The organism is Bacillota bacterium (assembly GCA_033549065.1).
GTDB lineage: Bacteria > Bacillota > Dethiobacteria > DTU022 > DTU022 > JAWSUE01.
The window spans coordinates 46,511-60,677 of the sequence record JAWSUE010000008.1 but is presented as its reverse complement, the minus strand read 5'-3'; the positions used below and the strand labels follow the sequence as shown (position 1 = coordinate 60,677).

Annotated in this window: 19 protein-coding genes; 11 read left to right on the top strand and 8 right to left on the bottom strand. The window is 47.3% G+C overall.

Features of this window, described 5'->3' with window-relative positions; genetic code table 11:
- Positions 1-5: 5 nt before the first annotated feature.
- The 7 genes from SCJ97_06890 to SCJ97_06860 form a co-directional block, all read right to left on the bottom strand.
- Positions 6-284: a chaperone modulator CbpM gene (locus SCJ97_06890; protein ID MDW7739767.1), complete on the bottom strand. Its 279-nt coding sequence runs from the start codon at positions 282-284 to the stop codon at positions 6-8.
- A 5-nt stretch (positions 285-289) separates the two neighbouring features.
- Entirely contained in the window at positions 290-1,297 is a 1,008-nt protein-coding gene (locus SCJ97_06885) for a DnaJ C-terminal domain-containing protein (protein MDW7739766.1), read from the bottom strand.
- A gap of 78 nt (positions 1,298-1,375) precedes the next feature.
- Complete coding sequence (locus SCJ97_06880) at positions 1,376-1,912, bottom strand: nucleotide exchange factor GrpE (GenBank protein MDW7739765.1); 537 nt, start codon at positions 1,910-1,912, stop codon at positions 1,376-1,378.
- An 85-nt stretch (positions 1,913-1,997) separates the two neighbouring features.
- Complete coding sequence (dnaK, locus tag SCJ97_06875) at positions 1,998-3,881, bottom strand: molecular chaperone DnaK (GenBank protein ID MDW7739764.1); 1,884 nt, start codon at positions 3,879-3,881, stop codon at positions 1,998-2,000.
- Positions 3,882-3,940: 59 nt separating this feature from the next.
- Positions 3,941-4,303: a rubredoxin gene (locus tag SCJ97_06870; GenBank protein ID MDW7739763.1), complete on the bottom strand. Its 363-nt coding sequence runs from the start codon at positions 4,301-4,303 to the stop codon at positions 3,941-3,943.
- A 45-nt stretch (positions 4,304-4,348) separates the two neighbouring features.
- Positions 4,349-4,792: a type II toxin-antitoxin system VapC family toxin gene (locus SCJ97_06865; GenBank protein ID MDW7739762.1), complete on the bottom strand. Its 444-nt coding sequence runs from the start codon at positions 4,790-4,792 to the stop codon at positions 4,349-4,351.
- On the bottom strand, positions 4,785-5,072 hold the full coding sequence (locus tag SCJ97_06860; protein ID MDW7739761.1) for a type II toxin-antitoxin system prevent-host-death family antitoxin: 288 nt from the start codon (positions 5,070-5,072) through the stop codon (positions 4,785-4,787). Before SCJ97_06860 ends, SCJ97_06865 begins: the two co-directional genes overlap by 8 nt.
- A 257-nt stretch (positions 5,073-5,329) precedes the next feature.
- Between SCJ97_06860 and SCJ97_06855 the strand changes: the two genes are divergently transcribed.
- A complete protein-coding gene (locus tag SCJ97_06855) occupies positions 5,330-6,286 on the top strand; it encodes a cytidylate kinase family protein (protein ID MDW7739760.1) in 957 nt (318 codons plus the stop codon).
- 2 nt (positions 6,287-6,288) lie between these two features.
- Complete coding sequence (hpt, locus tag SCJ97_06850; protein MDW7739759.1) at positions 6,289-6,834, top strand: hypoxanthine phosphoribosyltransferase; 546 nt, start codon at positions 6,289-6,291, stop codon at positions 6,832-6,834.
- A gap of 197 nt (positions 6,835-7,031) precedes the next feature.
- On the opposite strand, the gene SCJ97_06845 is transcribed toward hpt, so the two are convergent.
- A complete protein-coding gene (locus tag SCJ97_06845; GenBank protein ID MDW7739758.1) occupies positions 7,032-7,199 on the bottom strand; it encodes a hypothetical protein in 168 nt (55 codons plus the stop codon).
- Positions 7,200-7,330: 131 nt separating this feature from the next.
- On the opposite strand from SCJ97_06845, the gene atpD reads away from it, so the two are divergent.
- Genes atpD through SCJ97_06800 form a run of 9 tightly spaced genes read left to right on the top strand, consistent with a single transcriptional unit; the run spans position 7,331 to position 14,163 of the window.
- On the top strand, positions 7,331-8,830 hold the full coding sequence (atpD, locus tag SCJ97_06840) for a F0F1 ATP synthase subunit beta (GenBank protein ID MDW7739757.1): 1,500 nt from the start codon (positions 7,331-7,333) through the stop codon (positions 8,828-8,830).
- Between the two features lie 36 nt (positions 8,831-8,866).
- A complete protein-coding gene (locus SCJ97_06835; protein ID MDW7739756.1) occupies positions 8,867-9,259 on the top strand; it encodes a F0F1 ATP synthase subunit epsilon in 393 nt (130 codons plus the stop codon).
- Positions 9,256-9,582: an AtpZ/AtpI family protein gene (locus SCJ97_06830; protein MDW7739755.1), complete on the top strand. Its 327-nt coding sequence runs from the start codon at positions 9,256-9,258 to the stop codon at positions 9,580-9,582. The genes SCJ97_06835 and SCJ97_06830 overlap by 4 nt, the downstream gene beginning before the upstream one ends.
- 18 nt (positions 9,583-9,600) lie before the next feature.
- Positions 9,601-9,903 carry an ATP synthase subunit I gene (locus SCJ97_06825; protein ID MDW7739754.1) on the top strand — a complete coding sequence of 101 codons (303 nt, stop codon included), beginning with the start codon at positions 9,601-9,603 and terminating at the stop codon, positions 9,901-9,903.
- A complete protein-coding gene (locus SCJ97_06820; GenBank protein MDW7739753.1) occupies positions 9,893-10,585 on the top strand; it encodes a F0F1 ATP synthase subunit A in 693 nt (230 codons plus the stop codon). The genes SCJ97_06825 and SCJ97_06820 overlap by 11 nt, the downstream gene beginning before the upstream one ends.
- A gap of 1 nt (position 10,586) precedes the next feature.
- On the top strand, positions 10,587-10,856 hold the full coding sequence (locus SCJ97_06815) for a F0F1 ATP synthase subunit C (protein ID MDW7739752.1): 270 nt from the start codon (positions 10,587-10,589) through the stop codon (positions 10,854-10,856).
- 39 nt (positions 10,857-10,895) lie between these two features.
- Positions 10,896-11,711 carry a hypothetical protein gene (locus SCJ97_06810; protein MDW7739751.1) on the top strand — a complete coding sequence of 272 codons (816 nt, stop codon included), beginning with the start codon at positions 10,896-10,898 and terminating at the stop codon, positions 11,709-11,711.
- A complete protein-coding gene (locus tag SCJ97_06805; protein ID MDW7739750.1) occupies positions 11,692-13,245 on the top strand; it encodes an alternate F1F0 ATPase, F1 subunit alpha in 1,554 nt (517 codons plus the stop codon). Before SCJ97_06810 ends, SCJ97_06805 begins: the two co-directional genes overlap by 20 nt.
- 3 nt (positions 13,246-13,248) lie before the next feature.
- Positions 13,249-14,163, top strand: coding sequence for a F0F1 ATP synthase subunit gamma (locus tag SCJ97_06800; GenBank protein ID MDW7739749.1), 915 nt, complete (start codon positions 13,249-13,251; stop codon positions 14,161-14,163).
- Positions 14,164-14,167: the final 4 nt, after the last annotated feature.

Below are 14,167 nucleotides of genomic sequence, written 5' to 3'. Positions count from 1 at the left end.
TTCACCTACTTTCTACGCAGCCGTTCTATTTCATCCTGCAAATTTTCAATTTTCTCCAGCAAATCAACTATAATTCCGGCGCCTACTGTATTAACGCCGCAATTTCTCTTCACCCTTAAAATCCTTTGCAGCCGGCGCAGCTCTTCGAAAGAGATGGTGTTATCCTCTAGTTCGACCAATCCCATTTCTTTGTACACCGTAAGTAAATCTGGGTGTATTTCCAACCGATATGTAGTAATATTTTCACCGATATCATTATGATAATGAATCCGGATCAGTTTCATAATAATCACTTCCCGCCTTTCCTCAGCTCATGGAGCTGCCTGTAGAGTTCTTTTTCTTCCTCACTCAGGTCGGGCGGTATATCAATTACCAGGGTTACATATTGATCACCCCGGGCATCTCCTTTTCCGGGAAAGCCCTTACCCCGCAAACGCAACTTGTTTCCGCTGATACTCCCAGCCGGTATTTTCATATTAACAGCACCGTCCAGAGTCCTGACCGGAATTTTATCACCCAAAATTGCCTGGTCTGGGCGTATTACAGCCTGCACTTCAATATTATTCTCTTTAAGTTTAAAAACAGGATGCGGTTTCAGACGTACTTTCAGATAGAGATCGCCTTTAGGCCCACCGCCAAGGCCGCTGCCACCCTGCCCTTTCAATCTGATTTTACTGCCTTCTTTTACTCCGGCGGGAACTTTAACATCGAGTGTTTTTTCATCCGGCACAGCTCCGGTTCCACCGCATTGAGCACAGAAACTGCGATCTCTGGTTCCTGTCCCTCCGCAGGCGGAACATACAGAACTTCCGCTGACCCGGATAGATTTTGTAACTCCTTTGTAAGCTTCTTCAATGGTCAGTTCAATCTCGCTCTCCAGGTCATCGCCACGGACAGACCTTTGACGAGCTGTTCTGCCGGTTCTTCCCGCAGGACCCTGACCGCCGAAAAACATATTAAAGAAATCACTGAAACCGCCTTCAAAACCACCGGCTCCGAAATCATTGGATGTATAGAAACGGACCCCTTCCATATCGGGCGGAGCCTGAAAATCCTGTCCATCTTTCCATCTACTGCCCAATCGGTCGTAACGGGCACGCTTATCAGGATCCTTAAGTACCTCGTAGGCTTCATTGATCCTCTTAAACTTCTCTTCAGCCTCTTTCTTTTCAGCTGCTGGGTGAAGGTCTGGGTGCCATTTTCGGGCCATTTTTCGATATGCGCTTTTTATTTCTTTCTCGGACGCTTTGCGATCCACGCCGAGCAATTCATAATAATCCTGAAATTTCACGGACATATAAATTCCTCCAGATTCAATCTGACAAGAGCTATGACCAATAAGTTAATAAAAAGTGCTCTGAGTACTGTTATTGAATTATTCTTCTTCCGGTGCCCGGGCAACCATTACCTGGGCTGGTTTAAGCAAGATATCTCCCAGCTTGTAGCCGCTGCAGATCTCCTCCGCCACACAGCCTTCCGGACACTGGTCGGTCTCAACATATCCTAAGCCTTGCTGTTCTTCTGGATCGAAGGGAAGACCCATACATTCAACTGGCCTGACTCCATGTTTATATAAAAGTTCATTTAACTGCCGGGCCATTATTTCTATACCTTGCTTGGCGGCAGCATCCTGAACCTGTTTTCGCGCCTGGTCAAAATAATCAAGAAAAGCCAGTAAATCAATCAAAATGTCTTTTTTTGCATTCAGCCGGGCAGAATCAGCATCCCTACTGATACGTTTCCGGAAATTATCGAAGTCGGCAATTGTTCGAAGGTGCCGGTTTTTTTCTTCCTCCAGCTCCCTGCGCAGCTTTTCAATTACTTCCAGCTCGTTTACTTCATTCATCTCAGATCTCATTTGACCCGTATCGGCTTTATCCTGATTATGCTCTCTTTTTCTTTTATCATCCATTTCCATCGCCTCCAAATCCCGGCGTAAGAAAAATTATCAATACCTGCCCTCCCTTGAATGTCAAGAAAGGGCAGGTTGATAATTTTTAATTTTCTTCAAACTCGGCATCGACTACATCCTCACCGTCGCCTCCACCGGAAGGCTGCTGGTGAGTTTCACCGCCACCCTTGGTTTTCTGGTAGGCGGCTTCTGATAGCGAGTGTGCTGCCTGCTGCAGGTCACTGCGCAGATTGCGGATTTTATCAATAGGAGCATTATTTTTCAATGCTTCTTTCAGATCATTAAGGATCTGCTCAACCCTTGCTTTTTCATGGACTGGGAGGTTGTCTCCTATCTCTTTCATTTGCCTTTCAGTTTGATAGGCAAGGCTGTCTGCTTCGTTGCGCTCATCGATCTCTTTACGTCTGGCTTTGTCTTCTTCACCGTGCTGCTGTGCTTCGGAAACCATCCGGTCGATTTCTCCCTTATCCAGATTGGTCGAACCGCTGATTGTGATCTCCTGTTCTTTTCCGGTACCCTTGTCTTTGGCACTGACCTTCAGGATTCCGTTGGCATCGATGTCGAATGAAACCTCAATTTGCGGTAACCCACGTGGTGCAGGAGCGATCCCTTCTAATTTAAACTGCCCCAAAGATCGGTTATCCTTTGCCATTTCGCGTTCACCCTGCAGGACATGGATATCCACTGCCGGCTGATTATCTTCGGCAGTTGAGAATACCTCGCTGTGCCTGGTCGGTATAGTGGTGTTCCGATCGATTATTTTTGTCATAACCCCACCCAGTGTTTCCACACCGAGAGAGAGAGGAGTTACGTCGAGCAGTACAACATCTTCCATCTCTCCAGCCAAAACCCCGGCCTGAATAGCTGCCCCGAGAGCGACAACCTCATCAGGGTTCACGCTCTGGTTGGGATCTTTGCCGATCAATTCGCGAACAAGCTTTTGCACTGCCGGTATGCGGGTAGAACCGCCGACGAGAATAATTTCGTCGATATCTTTCTCCGACAGTTTAGCGTCAGCCAGGGCATCTTTTACCGGCTGGCGACACCGTTCGACCAGGTGATGGGTCAGATCTTCAAACTTGGCCCTGGTCAGCTTGGTATCGAGATGTTTCGGCCCGCTTGCATCAGCAGTAATAAAAGGCACGCTGATAGCAGTTTCGGTTGTCGAAGAAAGTTCGATTTTTGCCTTTTCCGCAGCCTCAATCAAACGCTGCAGAGCCTGTTTATCCTGACGCAGGTCGATCCCCTGATCTTTCTTGAACTCCTCTGCAAGCCAGTCGACAACAACCTTGTCGAAATTGTCACCTCCAAGATGGGTATCCCCGTTTGTTGACTTAACTTCAAACACGCCATCGCCAACTTCCAGAATAGATACGTCGAAAGTACCGCCACCCAGGTCGAAGACCAGGATAGTCTCGTTTGTTTTCTTATCGAGCCCGTAGGCCAGCGATGCGGCTGTGGGCTCATTGATGATCCTCAATACATTTAATCCGGCAATTTTTCCAGCGTCCTTTGTTGCCTGGCGCTGGGCATCATTAAAATATGCCGGAACAGTAACAACTGCATCGGTTACCTTTTCACCCAGGTGTTTGGAAGCATCTTCGACCAATTTTTTAAGAACCATGGCCGAGATTTCTTCCGGTGCATACTGCTTATCGGTAACCTGGAAACGAACCGCATTATTCGGTCCGGAAATAACATTGTACGGGACCAATTTACGTTCAGATTCTACTTCATTAAATTGGCGTCCGATAAATCGTTTTACGGAAAAAAGGGTATTTTCAGGATTAAGGGCAGCCTGACGCTTGGCAACCTGCCCGACCAGCCTTTCCCCGGAGTCTTTAAAAGCGACTACCGAGGGGGTGGTTCTCGAACCCTCTGCATTGGTTATTACCTCCGGTTTACCACCTTCTACAACTGCAACAGCAGAGAAGGTGGTGCCGAGGTCAATTCCTACAGCTTTACCCATTCTATTCACCTCATTTCATTAATCTGTTAGTCAGGTTATAAATAACCTCTTTAGTTTAACTAATCCAACAAACCGTCACTGGCAACTTTAACCCAGATACATTCCTGGGCATGTCCGGCCAGTTCTTCCTTGATCATCTTGCGTATATCTTCGGTATCTTTCTGGGTCTGACCAAAGATTTCATTACATCCATCATCAAGATCGAGATCAATACCTTCCTGGGCCAATTGATGGATAGCTTCCAGGTGGTCAAGTATTTCTGCATATTTTTCCCTCGTGGCCAAGGCATCGCGCATCATCTCCGCTTCTTCCTCGTCAAGAAGCTTGAAATTCTCTTTTGGATATCCGCATTTTGGACACTGATCGGGCGGCTCTTCTCCTTCGTGCAGGTAACCGCAGATTTCACAACGCCACATTTTCATTTAGTAAACCTCTCCTTCCAAAATATTATTCGATCAGGCAGAAAGTTAATCTAACTTACCGTTTATGCACAACTTTAATCTTTCACCTTTAGAAGCCCTGGCCAGCTCCCGATCAAATGTTAAAATCATCAGTTCGGGAAACTCCTGCTGTAGGGTTTTTGCCGTGGCCAGGTGCCAGAGGCTTGAGCCTTTCAGCGGCCATTTATAGGCCAGTTCCTTTAAAGCGCTGTGAGGAGGCACTATATTAAGCCTGCTCCATGGACCGGACTCAAGCAATTCAAAAATTGAATCGATAATCATTTCAGGTAAAAAGCGCTCTCTTCGTATACGATTGATTGCTGTAAATACTTCGGCCAGGGTCAGAGCGGTAACCAGGTGAACACCTTTTTGACTGGCTTTTTCCAGCACCACTTCACTGTGACTATCCCTGATCAGGTAAGAGAGGAGTGCGGTTGAATCCCAGTAGATTACAGTCAGTTTCTCAGTCATCCTGATTCTCCTCCCCGACTTGACTCTCGTTAAATTCTTCAGGCAGTTCAATAGGAGCATTTCTCCGATTTTCCGGCTGTGGGGAGGTTTCAATTAATCCGCAGCTTTCGTAATTCCTGATTCTTTCTTCCAGGGATAAATTTTTCCCCTGGGCGGGAATAAGCATGGCGACGGGGGTGCCGCGATCGGTAATAATTATTTCCATCCCGTTTCGCACATCTTTGATCAGTTTGCTCAGGTTAATTCTTGCTTCCCTGATACCAATGTAGTTCTTTTTCACCTATACCACACCCTAATGTAGTCACAGTTACTACATTAAATTATAGGCTTTAACAACTCATTTGTCAATAAAAATGTGTACACAAGAACTACACAATTTATCTGGCAAGATTAACTTTATCGATTACGGATGGGCAGGAATAAAAAATAGAGTTGTCGAATTTTAATACCAAAATAGTTCAGATTTAGGAGCATACCTTTAGATTCAAAAAACTTTAAAAGCACGATCAGTATAGAATATATACAGGGGGTTTATGATTGGGCATAATTACGATCTCGCGTGAATTTGGCAGTGGAGGGGAAACAGTGGCCCGTTTGGTTGCAGAAAAAACCGGTTTCCTCTTGGTTAACAAGGATACAATCACCCAGGGATTGGCTGAATACGGAGTAGAAATACCGGATCCAAGGCTGGAATTCATGATTCAGGAAGAAGATAATGTGCAGACTGTTCGTCAGTACATAGAAGCAATGCATGATTATATTTATGACCTGGCGATCCGGAATAGCCTAGTTATTATAGGGCGCGGGGGTTCTGTTCTCTTTAGGGACTATCCTCCGGCATTGCATGTCAGGATTATCTCCCAGTTTACACACAGGGTTCAGAAGGTTATGAAGCTTTACGATCTGAATGCGGCAACTGCAGTCAGGTTGGTTAAAGAACAGGATTGTGATAAACGGAAATATTACCGGCAAATATTTGATGAAAACTGGATGAACGTGCGGCCCTATGATCTCGTCCTTAACACTGAAAAAATGAACTTGGAAGATGCGGCAGACATCATAGTAACCGCTTATCACATTCATGCCGAACCAAGAGCTGTTAAAAACGGTGAAGGTATAACCGAATACGAAGAGCGAATATTTACTACCCCGGCAGAAGTAGAAGCTGAAAAGTTTATGCACCCCAGCGAAGAAGAATTTGCCAAAATGCTTGATTTCTATCGTATCCGCTGGGAATATGAACCGAGAACATTTCTGCTCGAGTGGGATAGTGAAGGAAATGTTATAGAAGCTTTTTCTCCGGACTTCTATCTGCCGGATCAGGATCTTTTTATTGAACTAACCACCCAGAAACCTAAGCAGGCCTGGAAGAAAAACAGAAAAATCAGGAGGATGGGGGAGCTTTACCCGGAAATAAATGTCCGGCTGATTGATAAGAAAGGTTTTGAAAGCCTGCTTAAAAAGCACAGCATAAATCAGGATGGTGAAGAATAAACTTGAGCGAAAAAAAACCATACTCCGATGACCAGTTAAAAATTATCCTCACCCAGGAAGAAATAGAAGAGAAGATCACCGAGCTTGGTAAAACAATTTCCCGTGATTACGCGGGGAAGGAATTAATAATCATCGGTGTTCTGCGCGGTTCAGTCTTCTTTGTTGTCGACCTGAGCCGTAAAATTTATATCCCCTTTGGAATTGATTTTATCAGCATATCACATTACAGTGAGCAGGTTGATTCTGCAGGTGTGGTAAGGATTACCAAAGATTTGGATCTCAGCATATCCGGAAAGCATGTCCTCATCGTTGAAGATATTGTTGATACAGGGCTGAGCCTGGGTTATCTGTTGCGAAACCTGAAAACAAGAAACCCGGCCGATATCAAGGTATGTACCCTGCTTAACGTTGAAGCTCGCAGGATCGTAGAGGTGCCAGTTGATTACAAGGGGTTCGATCTGCCCAATATCTTTGTCGTCGGCTATGGCCTTGACTATAACGAGAAGTACCGCAACCTGCAATTTATTGCGGAGTATAATCGCCCATAATAAAACCAGGCCCCAACAGACCTGCGGCTTACCTTCAGAATCTTCATCCCCGACCATCGACGGCTGCTTCACTCGCCCCTACAGACGACTTCTTTCAACCTCCGGTCAGTTTCTTCAGACTCTGTGCTGTGGTTTTCCGGCGCTTCCCGGCTTGGTTCCGGTTTAACCCTTTCCCTTACCTTTCGGCTGCCGCTTCCTTACAGCTGCCCGATTCTTTTGGATAGTTCCGGTTTCCAATCGAGGTTTGCACCTTTTTCTTCTGCCGGTTTTTCCCTTTGAGTCGGACCTGGTTCACCTTTCAGTCTCTCGGAACCTGGTAAAATTATATTAGCATGGATCCCGGTGTCTGTCAATAGTTTTTTCAATATTTTTTATAAAAAATTTATTTGATCTTATATTTTGCTAATGAAGGCACAATAATCATTGTGTTTATAAAGGGAAAAATTATTTTTTAGCCAATAATATAGATCAGGTAAACGATAAGGGAGCGGCTTACATGAAAGCAGAAAAGAAAGCTGAAGCAGAAGACCGGCAAAACCTCGGAACGGTAACAGCTGTACGCGGCAGTGTGGTTGATGTTTACTTCCCAGCTTCTATACCAGCTTTACATACCAGGCTGGATGCCGGCCCTGAAAAGAATATTGTAGTCGAGGTTGTGTCCCATCACGATGGCGGAATTGTCCGGGGAATTGCCCTGTCGCCAACGAAAGGACTTCGCCGGAGCGATCCGGTTGTTGACAGCGGTGATATGATACGTGTCCCTGTGGGCAACGAGGTTTTGGGACGCATGTTTAATGTATTCGGCGAGACAATTGATGAAAAAGAGCCGCTTAGAGACATTGAAAGAAGAGGGATTCATAATCCACCTGCATCGATTGCACGACGGGTAACAACATCGGAAATTTTCGAAACAGGTATAAAGGCTATCGACCTGCTTACTCCCCTTGAGCGCGGTGGCAAGGCCGGATTGTTCGGCGGCGCCGGGGTAGGTAAGACTGTTTTGATCACCGAATTGATCAACAATACTGTTGGTAAACATGAAGGGGTCAGTATCTTTTGCGGTATCGGGGAAAGGTCCCGTGAAGCGGAGGAACTCTACCGCGAAATCCAGGAAGCCGGAGTACTGGATAATACAGTAATGATCTTCGGTCAGATGAACGAACCCCCCGGAGCCCGTTTTCTAGTAGGCCATTCTGCCCTGACCATGGCCGAGTATTTCAGGGATGATGCTAAACAGGATGTTTTGCTTTTAATCGATAACATATTCCGTTTTGTTCAGGCCGGTTCGGAAGTGTCGGGCCTGCTCGGTAAAATGCCATCCAGGGTGGGCTACCAACCTACCCTGTCGACCGAAATTGCCGAACTGCAGGAAAGGATTTCAAATACGTCTTCCGGAGCGATCACCTCGATCCAGGCGGTCTATGTTCCGGCCGATGACTTTACCGATCCATCGGCAACGCACACATTTGCCCACCTTTCAGCTTCAATTATCCTTTCAAGAAAAAGGGCCAGTGAGGGATTATACCCGGCAGTCGATCCACTTCGCTCCTGGTCAAAAATGCTCACACCTCTCGTTGTTGGTGAGAGACACTACAAGGTAGCCCAGGAAGTTAGGCGGACCCTTGCCGAGTACGAAGAACTTAAAGATATTATCGCCATGCTCGGGCTGGAAGAACTATCCCAGGATGACCGTCGGGTAGTGAACAGGGCCCGGCGCCTGGAACGCTTTTTAACCCAGCCGTTTGTAACGACTGAACAATTTACCGGTTACAACGGAAAAGTAGTTGACCTGGAAGATGCCATCGATGGATGTGAAAGAATCCTGGCCGACGAATTCTCCGATTACTCTGAATCTGATCTTTACATGCTCGGTAAAATTGGTGAGGTAAAAACAAAGGTCGGTAAAAGCAGCGCAAGCATTGTAAACAAGGATGAACAGGGAGAAACCAAGCCGCAACAGGATGATGAGAATATCGATAATCCGGCAGATCAGTAAATACCGGCGAATGAAAACTTTGGGAGATTAAGAAATATGAATCTGAAAATTTTACTTCCGGCGGGTATTTTAATGGAAGGGGCAGTAACGAAAATTACTGCAGAGGCAGAGAACGGATATTTTACCATTCTGCCCCGGCACATTGATTTTGTGGCCGCCCTTGTTCCGAGTCTTTTTTCATATCTTACGCCAGACGGCAGCGAAAACTTTCTTGCCCTTGATGAAGGTATATTGGTCAAACAGGGAGATCAGGTCTATGTATCGGCAGCCCGGGCTGTCCCCGGTGAAGATTTGGATCACCTGCAGGAAACGGTGGAAAGTGAGCTTAAAATACTTGATGAAAACGAGAAGAAGGCCCGCACCGTAATGGCCAGGCTCGAAGCAGATACATTGCGCAGGTTTACCAGGCTGGGAGGGGAGCGCCGGTGATCACTGATAAAAATGATAATCGGAATAAAAAGCTGCCTGGCACTGTAGGTAAAAAGGCGGCCCGCAGAATTAAAGCACGCCGTACCCGGGATCGCAGCGTCTGGTTCGGGGTCGGCCTGTTCGGCATGGTCGGCTGGACCGTGGCGATAACAACCATCATCGGGGTGGTAATCGGGATATGGCTTGACCGGATCTGGCCCGGACCCTATTCATGGACTCTTACTTTTTTAATCATCGGTTTGATTATCGGCTGTATCAATGCCTGGTACTGGATTAACAAAGAAAGCAAATCTGATGATGACAATTATGATCAGCAAGATTAAACGAGGAGCCGGTTTATGATGATCTGGTTTTATATTATTCTTTCAGTATTGGCTGGTTTAATATTGGGTGGTTTCTTCTTTGGCGGTCTCTGGTGGACTGTCCAGCGAATTACCTGCAGCGGCAGGCCATATTTATTATCGGTAGCCAGTTTCCTGATCAGGACTACCTTTATTCTCATTGCTTTTTATTTTTTGTTACAGGCAGGCTGGTCTTATCTGCTGGCAGCCCTGGCTGGTTTTCTTGTTTCCCGGACAGTTCTGGCCTACAAGCTGGAGCCGAAGAAGCAAATGAAAGGGGGATGCGTAAAAAGTGACCATTAACCCTGATGGTACTCTTCTCTTTCAATGGGGTTGGTTTACGATCAATGCCACCATCTTTTTTACCTGGCTGGTTATGGCCCTGCTGACCCTGGGTTCATGGCTGGTTACCCGGAACTTAAAAAGCGAAGGATCGCTATCCCGCTGGCAAAACCTACTTGAAGTTCTGGTTAACGGTATTAATAGTCAGATCAGGGAAGTGAGCCGTCAGGAACCGGGGCCGTACCTGCCTTTTGTCGGGACACTCTTTATCTTTATCGCCATCTCAAATATATTAACAATCATTCCCGGATTTATCCCGCCGACCAGCTCACTTTCAACTACGGCAGCCCTGGCTATCTGTGTTTTTATCGCGGTTCCGGTGTTCGGCATCGCTCACCGGGGAGTTCTGGAATACCTGCGGCAGTACCTGAAACCGACTTTTTTCATGCTTCCCTTCAACATCATCGGGGAACTAAGCCGGACCCTTGCCCTGGCAGTGCGTCTATACGGTAACATGATGAGCGGAACGATCATAGTTGCCATCCTTCTGACAATCACTCCCCTGATCTTTCCAATTGTCATGCAGGCTCTGGGTTTGCTGACCGGATTGATCCAGGCTTATATATTTGCTATTCTGGCCATGGTTTATATTGCTTCGGCCAGTAAAGTACACCAGGATCTGGAGAAAAAAGGAGAGGAATAATATGGAAAATCTGAGTATGATCGGCATCATATCAATCGCCACAGCCGGACTGACCATTGCTATCGGTTCCGTTGGACCGGCGCTCGGTCAGGGCCGGGCAGTTTCCCAGGCTTTAAGCTCGATTGCCCAGCAACCCGATGAAGCCAATACGATTACCAGAACCCTTTTTGTCGGGCTGGCTATGATTGAATCGACAGCGATTTACTGTTTTGTGGTAACCATGATCCTGATTTTCGCCAACCCCTTCTGGAATTTTTTCCTGCAGCAGTAGGGTAGGTGAAATCCAAGCCTTAATTACGGGAGAATAAAGATGATTATAGACTGGTATACGGTAATATTTCAGATTGTAAACTTTCTGGTGCTTGTCTTTTTGCTGCGCTATTTTCTTTATGGGCCGATTATCAAGGCCATGGATGATCGTGAAGGTAAGATAGTGCAGAGGGAAAAAGAGGCGGAAACTCAAAAAACTAATGCCGAAAAAGAGGCAAAGGCGTTTCGTCAAAAGAGTGAGGAATTGGATAATAAAGAAGAAGAAATACTTGAAAAAGCCCGTCAGGCTGTAGATCAGGAAAAACGAAAACTGCTGGATCAGGCTCGCAGCGAGGTGGACGAAACCAAGCAGCGTTGGGAAGAGGCACTCGAAAGAGAGAAAGAGAGTTTTATCAGTGAACTGCGCAGAAAAATCGGCCGCCAGGCTTGCACCATTGCCCGCCGCTGTCTGCAGGATCTGGCTGATACAAAGTTGGAAGAGTTAACCCTGGACCTTTTTCTCCGCAAATTTGAAACCATGTCCTCTGATGAAGTTTCAACCCTGAAAGAAGCTGTTATTGCCGAAAAGAAAATAAATTTACGCAGTGCTTTTAAAATACCGGAAAAGAAAATGGACGGCCTGGAAAGGTCGCTTAAGAAAATGTTGACAAAGCAAACAGAAAAACTGCAGATATCGGTCAAAGAAGACCCCGATTTGATCTGCGGCCTTGAACTGGAAGCAGAAGGCTACCGCATAGCCTGGAATATTGACAGCTACCTGGAAGATGTGGAGGAGGAACTGCTCAAAGAACTTGATCAGACTGCTCTTACGGAGAAGGCAGGGGAGGTGCAGGGTGGTGGCACAGAAAAAACCTGATCAGAAAACACTGCTTTCCACCCTCTATAGTGCATTTGATTCCGGTGAATCTGCTATGCAGGATGTTCTCGATAATCTACCTGTCGACCCGAAAGTGGAAGAAATCGGAACGGTCATATCCATCGGCAGCGGTATTGCCCGGGTGTCCGGGCTGGCTGGTGTTCAGGCAGAAGAGCTCGTAGAATTTCCCGGTGGGGTAACCGGTATAGCCTTTAACCTGGATCCCCATGAAGTTGGGGTAATTATGCTCGGAAGTTCCGACAACATTGTTTCCGGCGACCGGGTACGCAGGACAGGCCGGGTTGTCGATATTCCGGTTGGAGAAGATCTCCTCGGGCGGGTGATCGATGCGGCAGCAAAACCCCTTGATAACCGGGGGCCAGTTAATTTCAAGGAAAGGCGTCCGGTTGAAAGTGAAGCCCCGCCGATCATGTCCCGCGATCCGGTGACCGAACCCCTGCAAACCGGATTAAAGGTTGTAGATGCTCTGATCCCGGTTGGACGAGGACAGCGTGAGCTAATCCTGGGCGACCGGCAGATCGGCAAGACGGCTATTGCCCTTGATACTATTATCAATCAGGCAGATAAAGACGTAATCTGTGTTTACTGTTCAATTGGCCAGCAGGGTGCCGATGTAGCGAAATTTATTGCCCAGCTAAGAAAATACGGGGCGATGGATTATTCAATCGTGGTTGTTGCTTCTGGTGACGGTCCGCCAGGCCTCAGATTTGTTGCCCCCTTTGCTGCCACGACCATTGCCGAATATTTCATGGAACAGGGTCGGGATGTCCTCATTGTCTACGATGATTTAACCCTGCATGCCCGATCCTACCGTGAACTCTCCCTGCTGCTGGAACGTCCACCGGGGCGGGAAGCCTATCCCGGTGATATATTCTACCTCCATTCCAGACTTCTAGAGCGGGCAACCCATCTTCGGGAAGAATTCGGTGGAGGTTCCCTAACCGCCCTGCCAATCATCGAAACCCAGGCGCAAAATATTTCAGCTTATATCCCGACCAACCTGATTTCCATTACCGATGGGCAGATCTACCTGTCTCCAGAACTGTTTCAGCGTAATCATCTCCCGGCAGTTGATGTGGGAAAATCTGTATCAAGGGTAGGCGGCAAAACCCAACTGCCGGCTTACCGGACTGTAACCGGCGACCTTCGCCTCTCCTATGCCCAGTTCGAGGAACTGGAGATGTTTGCCCGCTTTGGAACCCGCCTTGATGAAAAAACCAGGGAAACTATCGAACGGGGCAGGCGGGTCCGAAAAGTGCTCACCCAACCCGAACTCAAGCCCCTGACTATCCCCGAGCAGATTGCCGTTCTACTTTCAGTTACTGAAGGACTCTTTGACGATATAGAAGTCGAGGCAATACCGCAGGCCGAGGAGAAAATCAGGAAAGCGATGCTTGAGGAACTCTCGGGAATCTGTCAGAAGATTGAAGATGGAGAAGTACTTGAAGATGAAGACCAGGATGCTATTATAGCTGTGGCAAAAAGATCTTTGAGTCCTGAATCGGAGGATTAATACTTGAGCTCAACATTAGAAACCCTGCAGAAACAGATCTCCAGCGGAGAGGATCTCTCATCAATCGTCAGAACGATGAAAGCGCTGGCGGCAACAAGTGTGCGCCAGTACGAAAAAGCAGCAGAATCACTCGATGACTACTACCATACGGTTGAATTGGGCCTATCCGTTGTACTTTCTTCAGAGATGGAAACTCCGGTAGCCCGGAAAGATGGCCGGGAAATCCCAACCCTGATGCTGATATTCGGTTCAGACCACGGCCTGGCCGGGCGTTTCAACGAGCAGATCGTCACTTTTGCTCTCGAAGAATACAGCGGTGAAGCTGACGGGGAAACCGGGAGTTTTCATCTTACCCCCAGTGCTATGGTTGCAGCCGCAGGCGAGCAGGTTATCACCAGGGTCAGTGCTACCGGGGCCAATCTTGTCCGTAGTTTTCATATGCCTACCTCGATTTCGGCCATAACCCCTTTCATCCAGCAGCTTCTGGAGCAGATTGAAAAGTGGCGTTTCAGTGATGGTGCTGAAAAGGTTTTGCTCTTCTACAATCGTCCGGTTACCGGTGGATTCAGTCCACAGGCGGAAGTTATGCTTCCGGTAAATCTTTCCCAGCTGCGGGATACCAGGCTTGAGTGGGAATCGAGATCGCTGCCCACCTATACCATGAAACCCTCCCGGCTGTTATCTTCCCTGCTGCGCCAGTATTTTTTTGTTTCGCTTTACCGTGCTTGTGCCCTCTCTCTTGCCGCAGAAAATACAAGCCGCCTGGCAGCGATGCAGGCGGCTGAAAAAAACATCAATGAACGGCTCGATCAACTGAAGACATCATTCCAGCAGGAACGGCAGGCGGCAATAACCGAAGAGTTGCTCGATATTATTTCCGGATTCAGGGCGGTAAAAGAAAAGTTAAATACCCGGTAGCAGG

Coding starts and splice junctions, on each gene's coding strand:
- SCJ97_06890 (MDW7739767.1), bottom strand. CDS start 284: ATGAAACTGATCCGGATTCATTATCATAATGATATCGGTGAAAATATT.
- SCJ97_06885 (MDW7739766.1), bottom strand. CDS start 1,297: ATGTCCGTGAAATTTCAGGATTATTATGAATTGCTCGGCGTGGATCGC.
- SCJ97_06880 (MDW7739765.1), bottom strand. CDS start 1,912: ATGGATGATAAAAGAAAAAGAGAGCATAATCAGGATAAAGCCGATACG.
- dnaK (MDW7739764.1), bottom strand. CDS start 3,881: ATGGGTAAAGCTGTAGGAATTGACCTCGGCACCACCTTCTCTGCTGTT.
- SCJ97_06870 (MDW7739763.1), bottom strand. CDS start 4,303: ATGAAAATGTGGCGTTGTGAAATCTGCGGTTACCTGCACGAAGGAGAA.
- SCJ97_06865 (MDW7739762.1), bottom strand. CDS start 4,792: ATGACTGAGAAACTGACTGTAATCTACTGGGATTCAACCGCACTCCTC.
- atpD (MDW7739757.1), top strand. CDS start 7,331: ATGAAAGCAGAAAAGAAAGCTGAAGCAGAAGACCGGCAAAACCTCGGA.
- SCJ97_06835 (MDW7739756.1), top strand. CDS start 8,867: ATGAATCTGAAAATTTTACTTCCGGCGGGTATTTTAATGGAAGGGGCA.
- SCJ97_06825 (MDW7739754.1), top strand. CDS start 9,601: ATGATCTGGTTTTATATTATTCTTTCAGTATTGGCTGGTTTAATATTG.
- SCJ97_06815 (MDW7739752.1), top strand. CDS start 10,587: ATGGAAAATCTGAGTATGATCGGCATCATATCAATCGCCACAGCCGGA.
- SCJ97_06810 (MDW7739751.1), top strand. CDS start 10,896: ATGATTATAGACTGGTATACGGTAATATTTCAGATTGTAAACTTTCTG.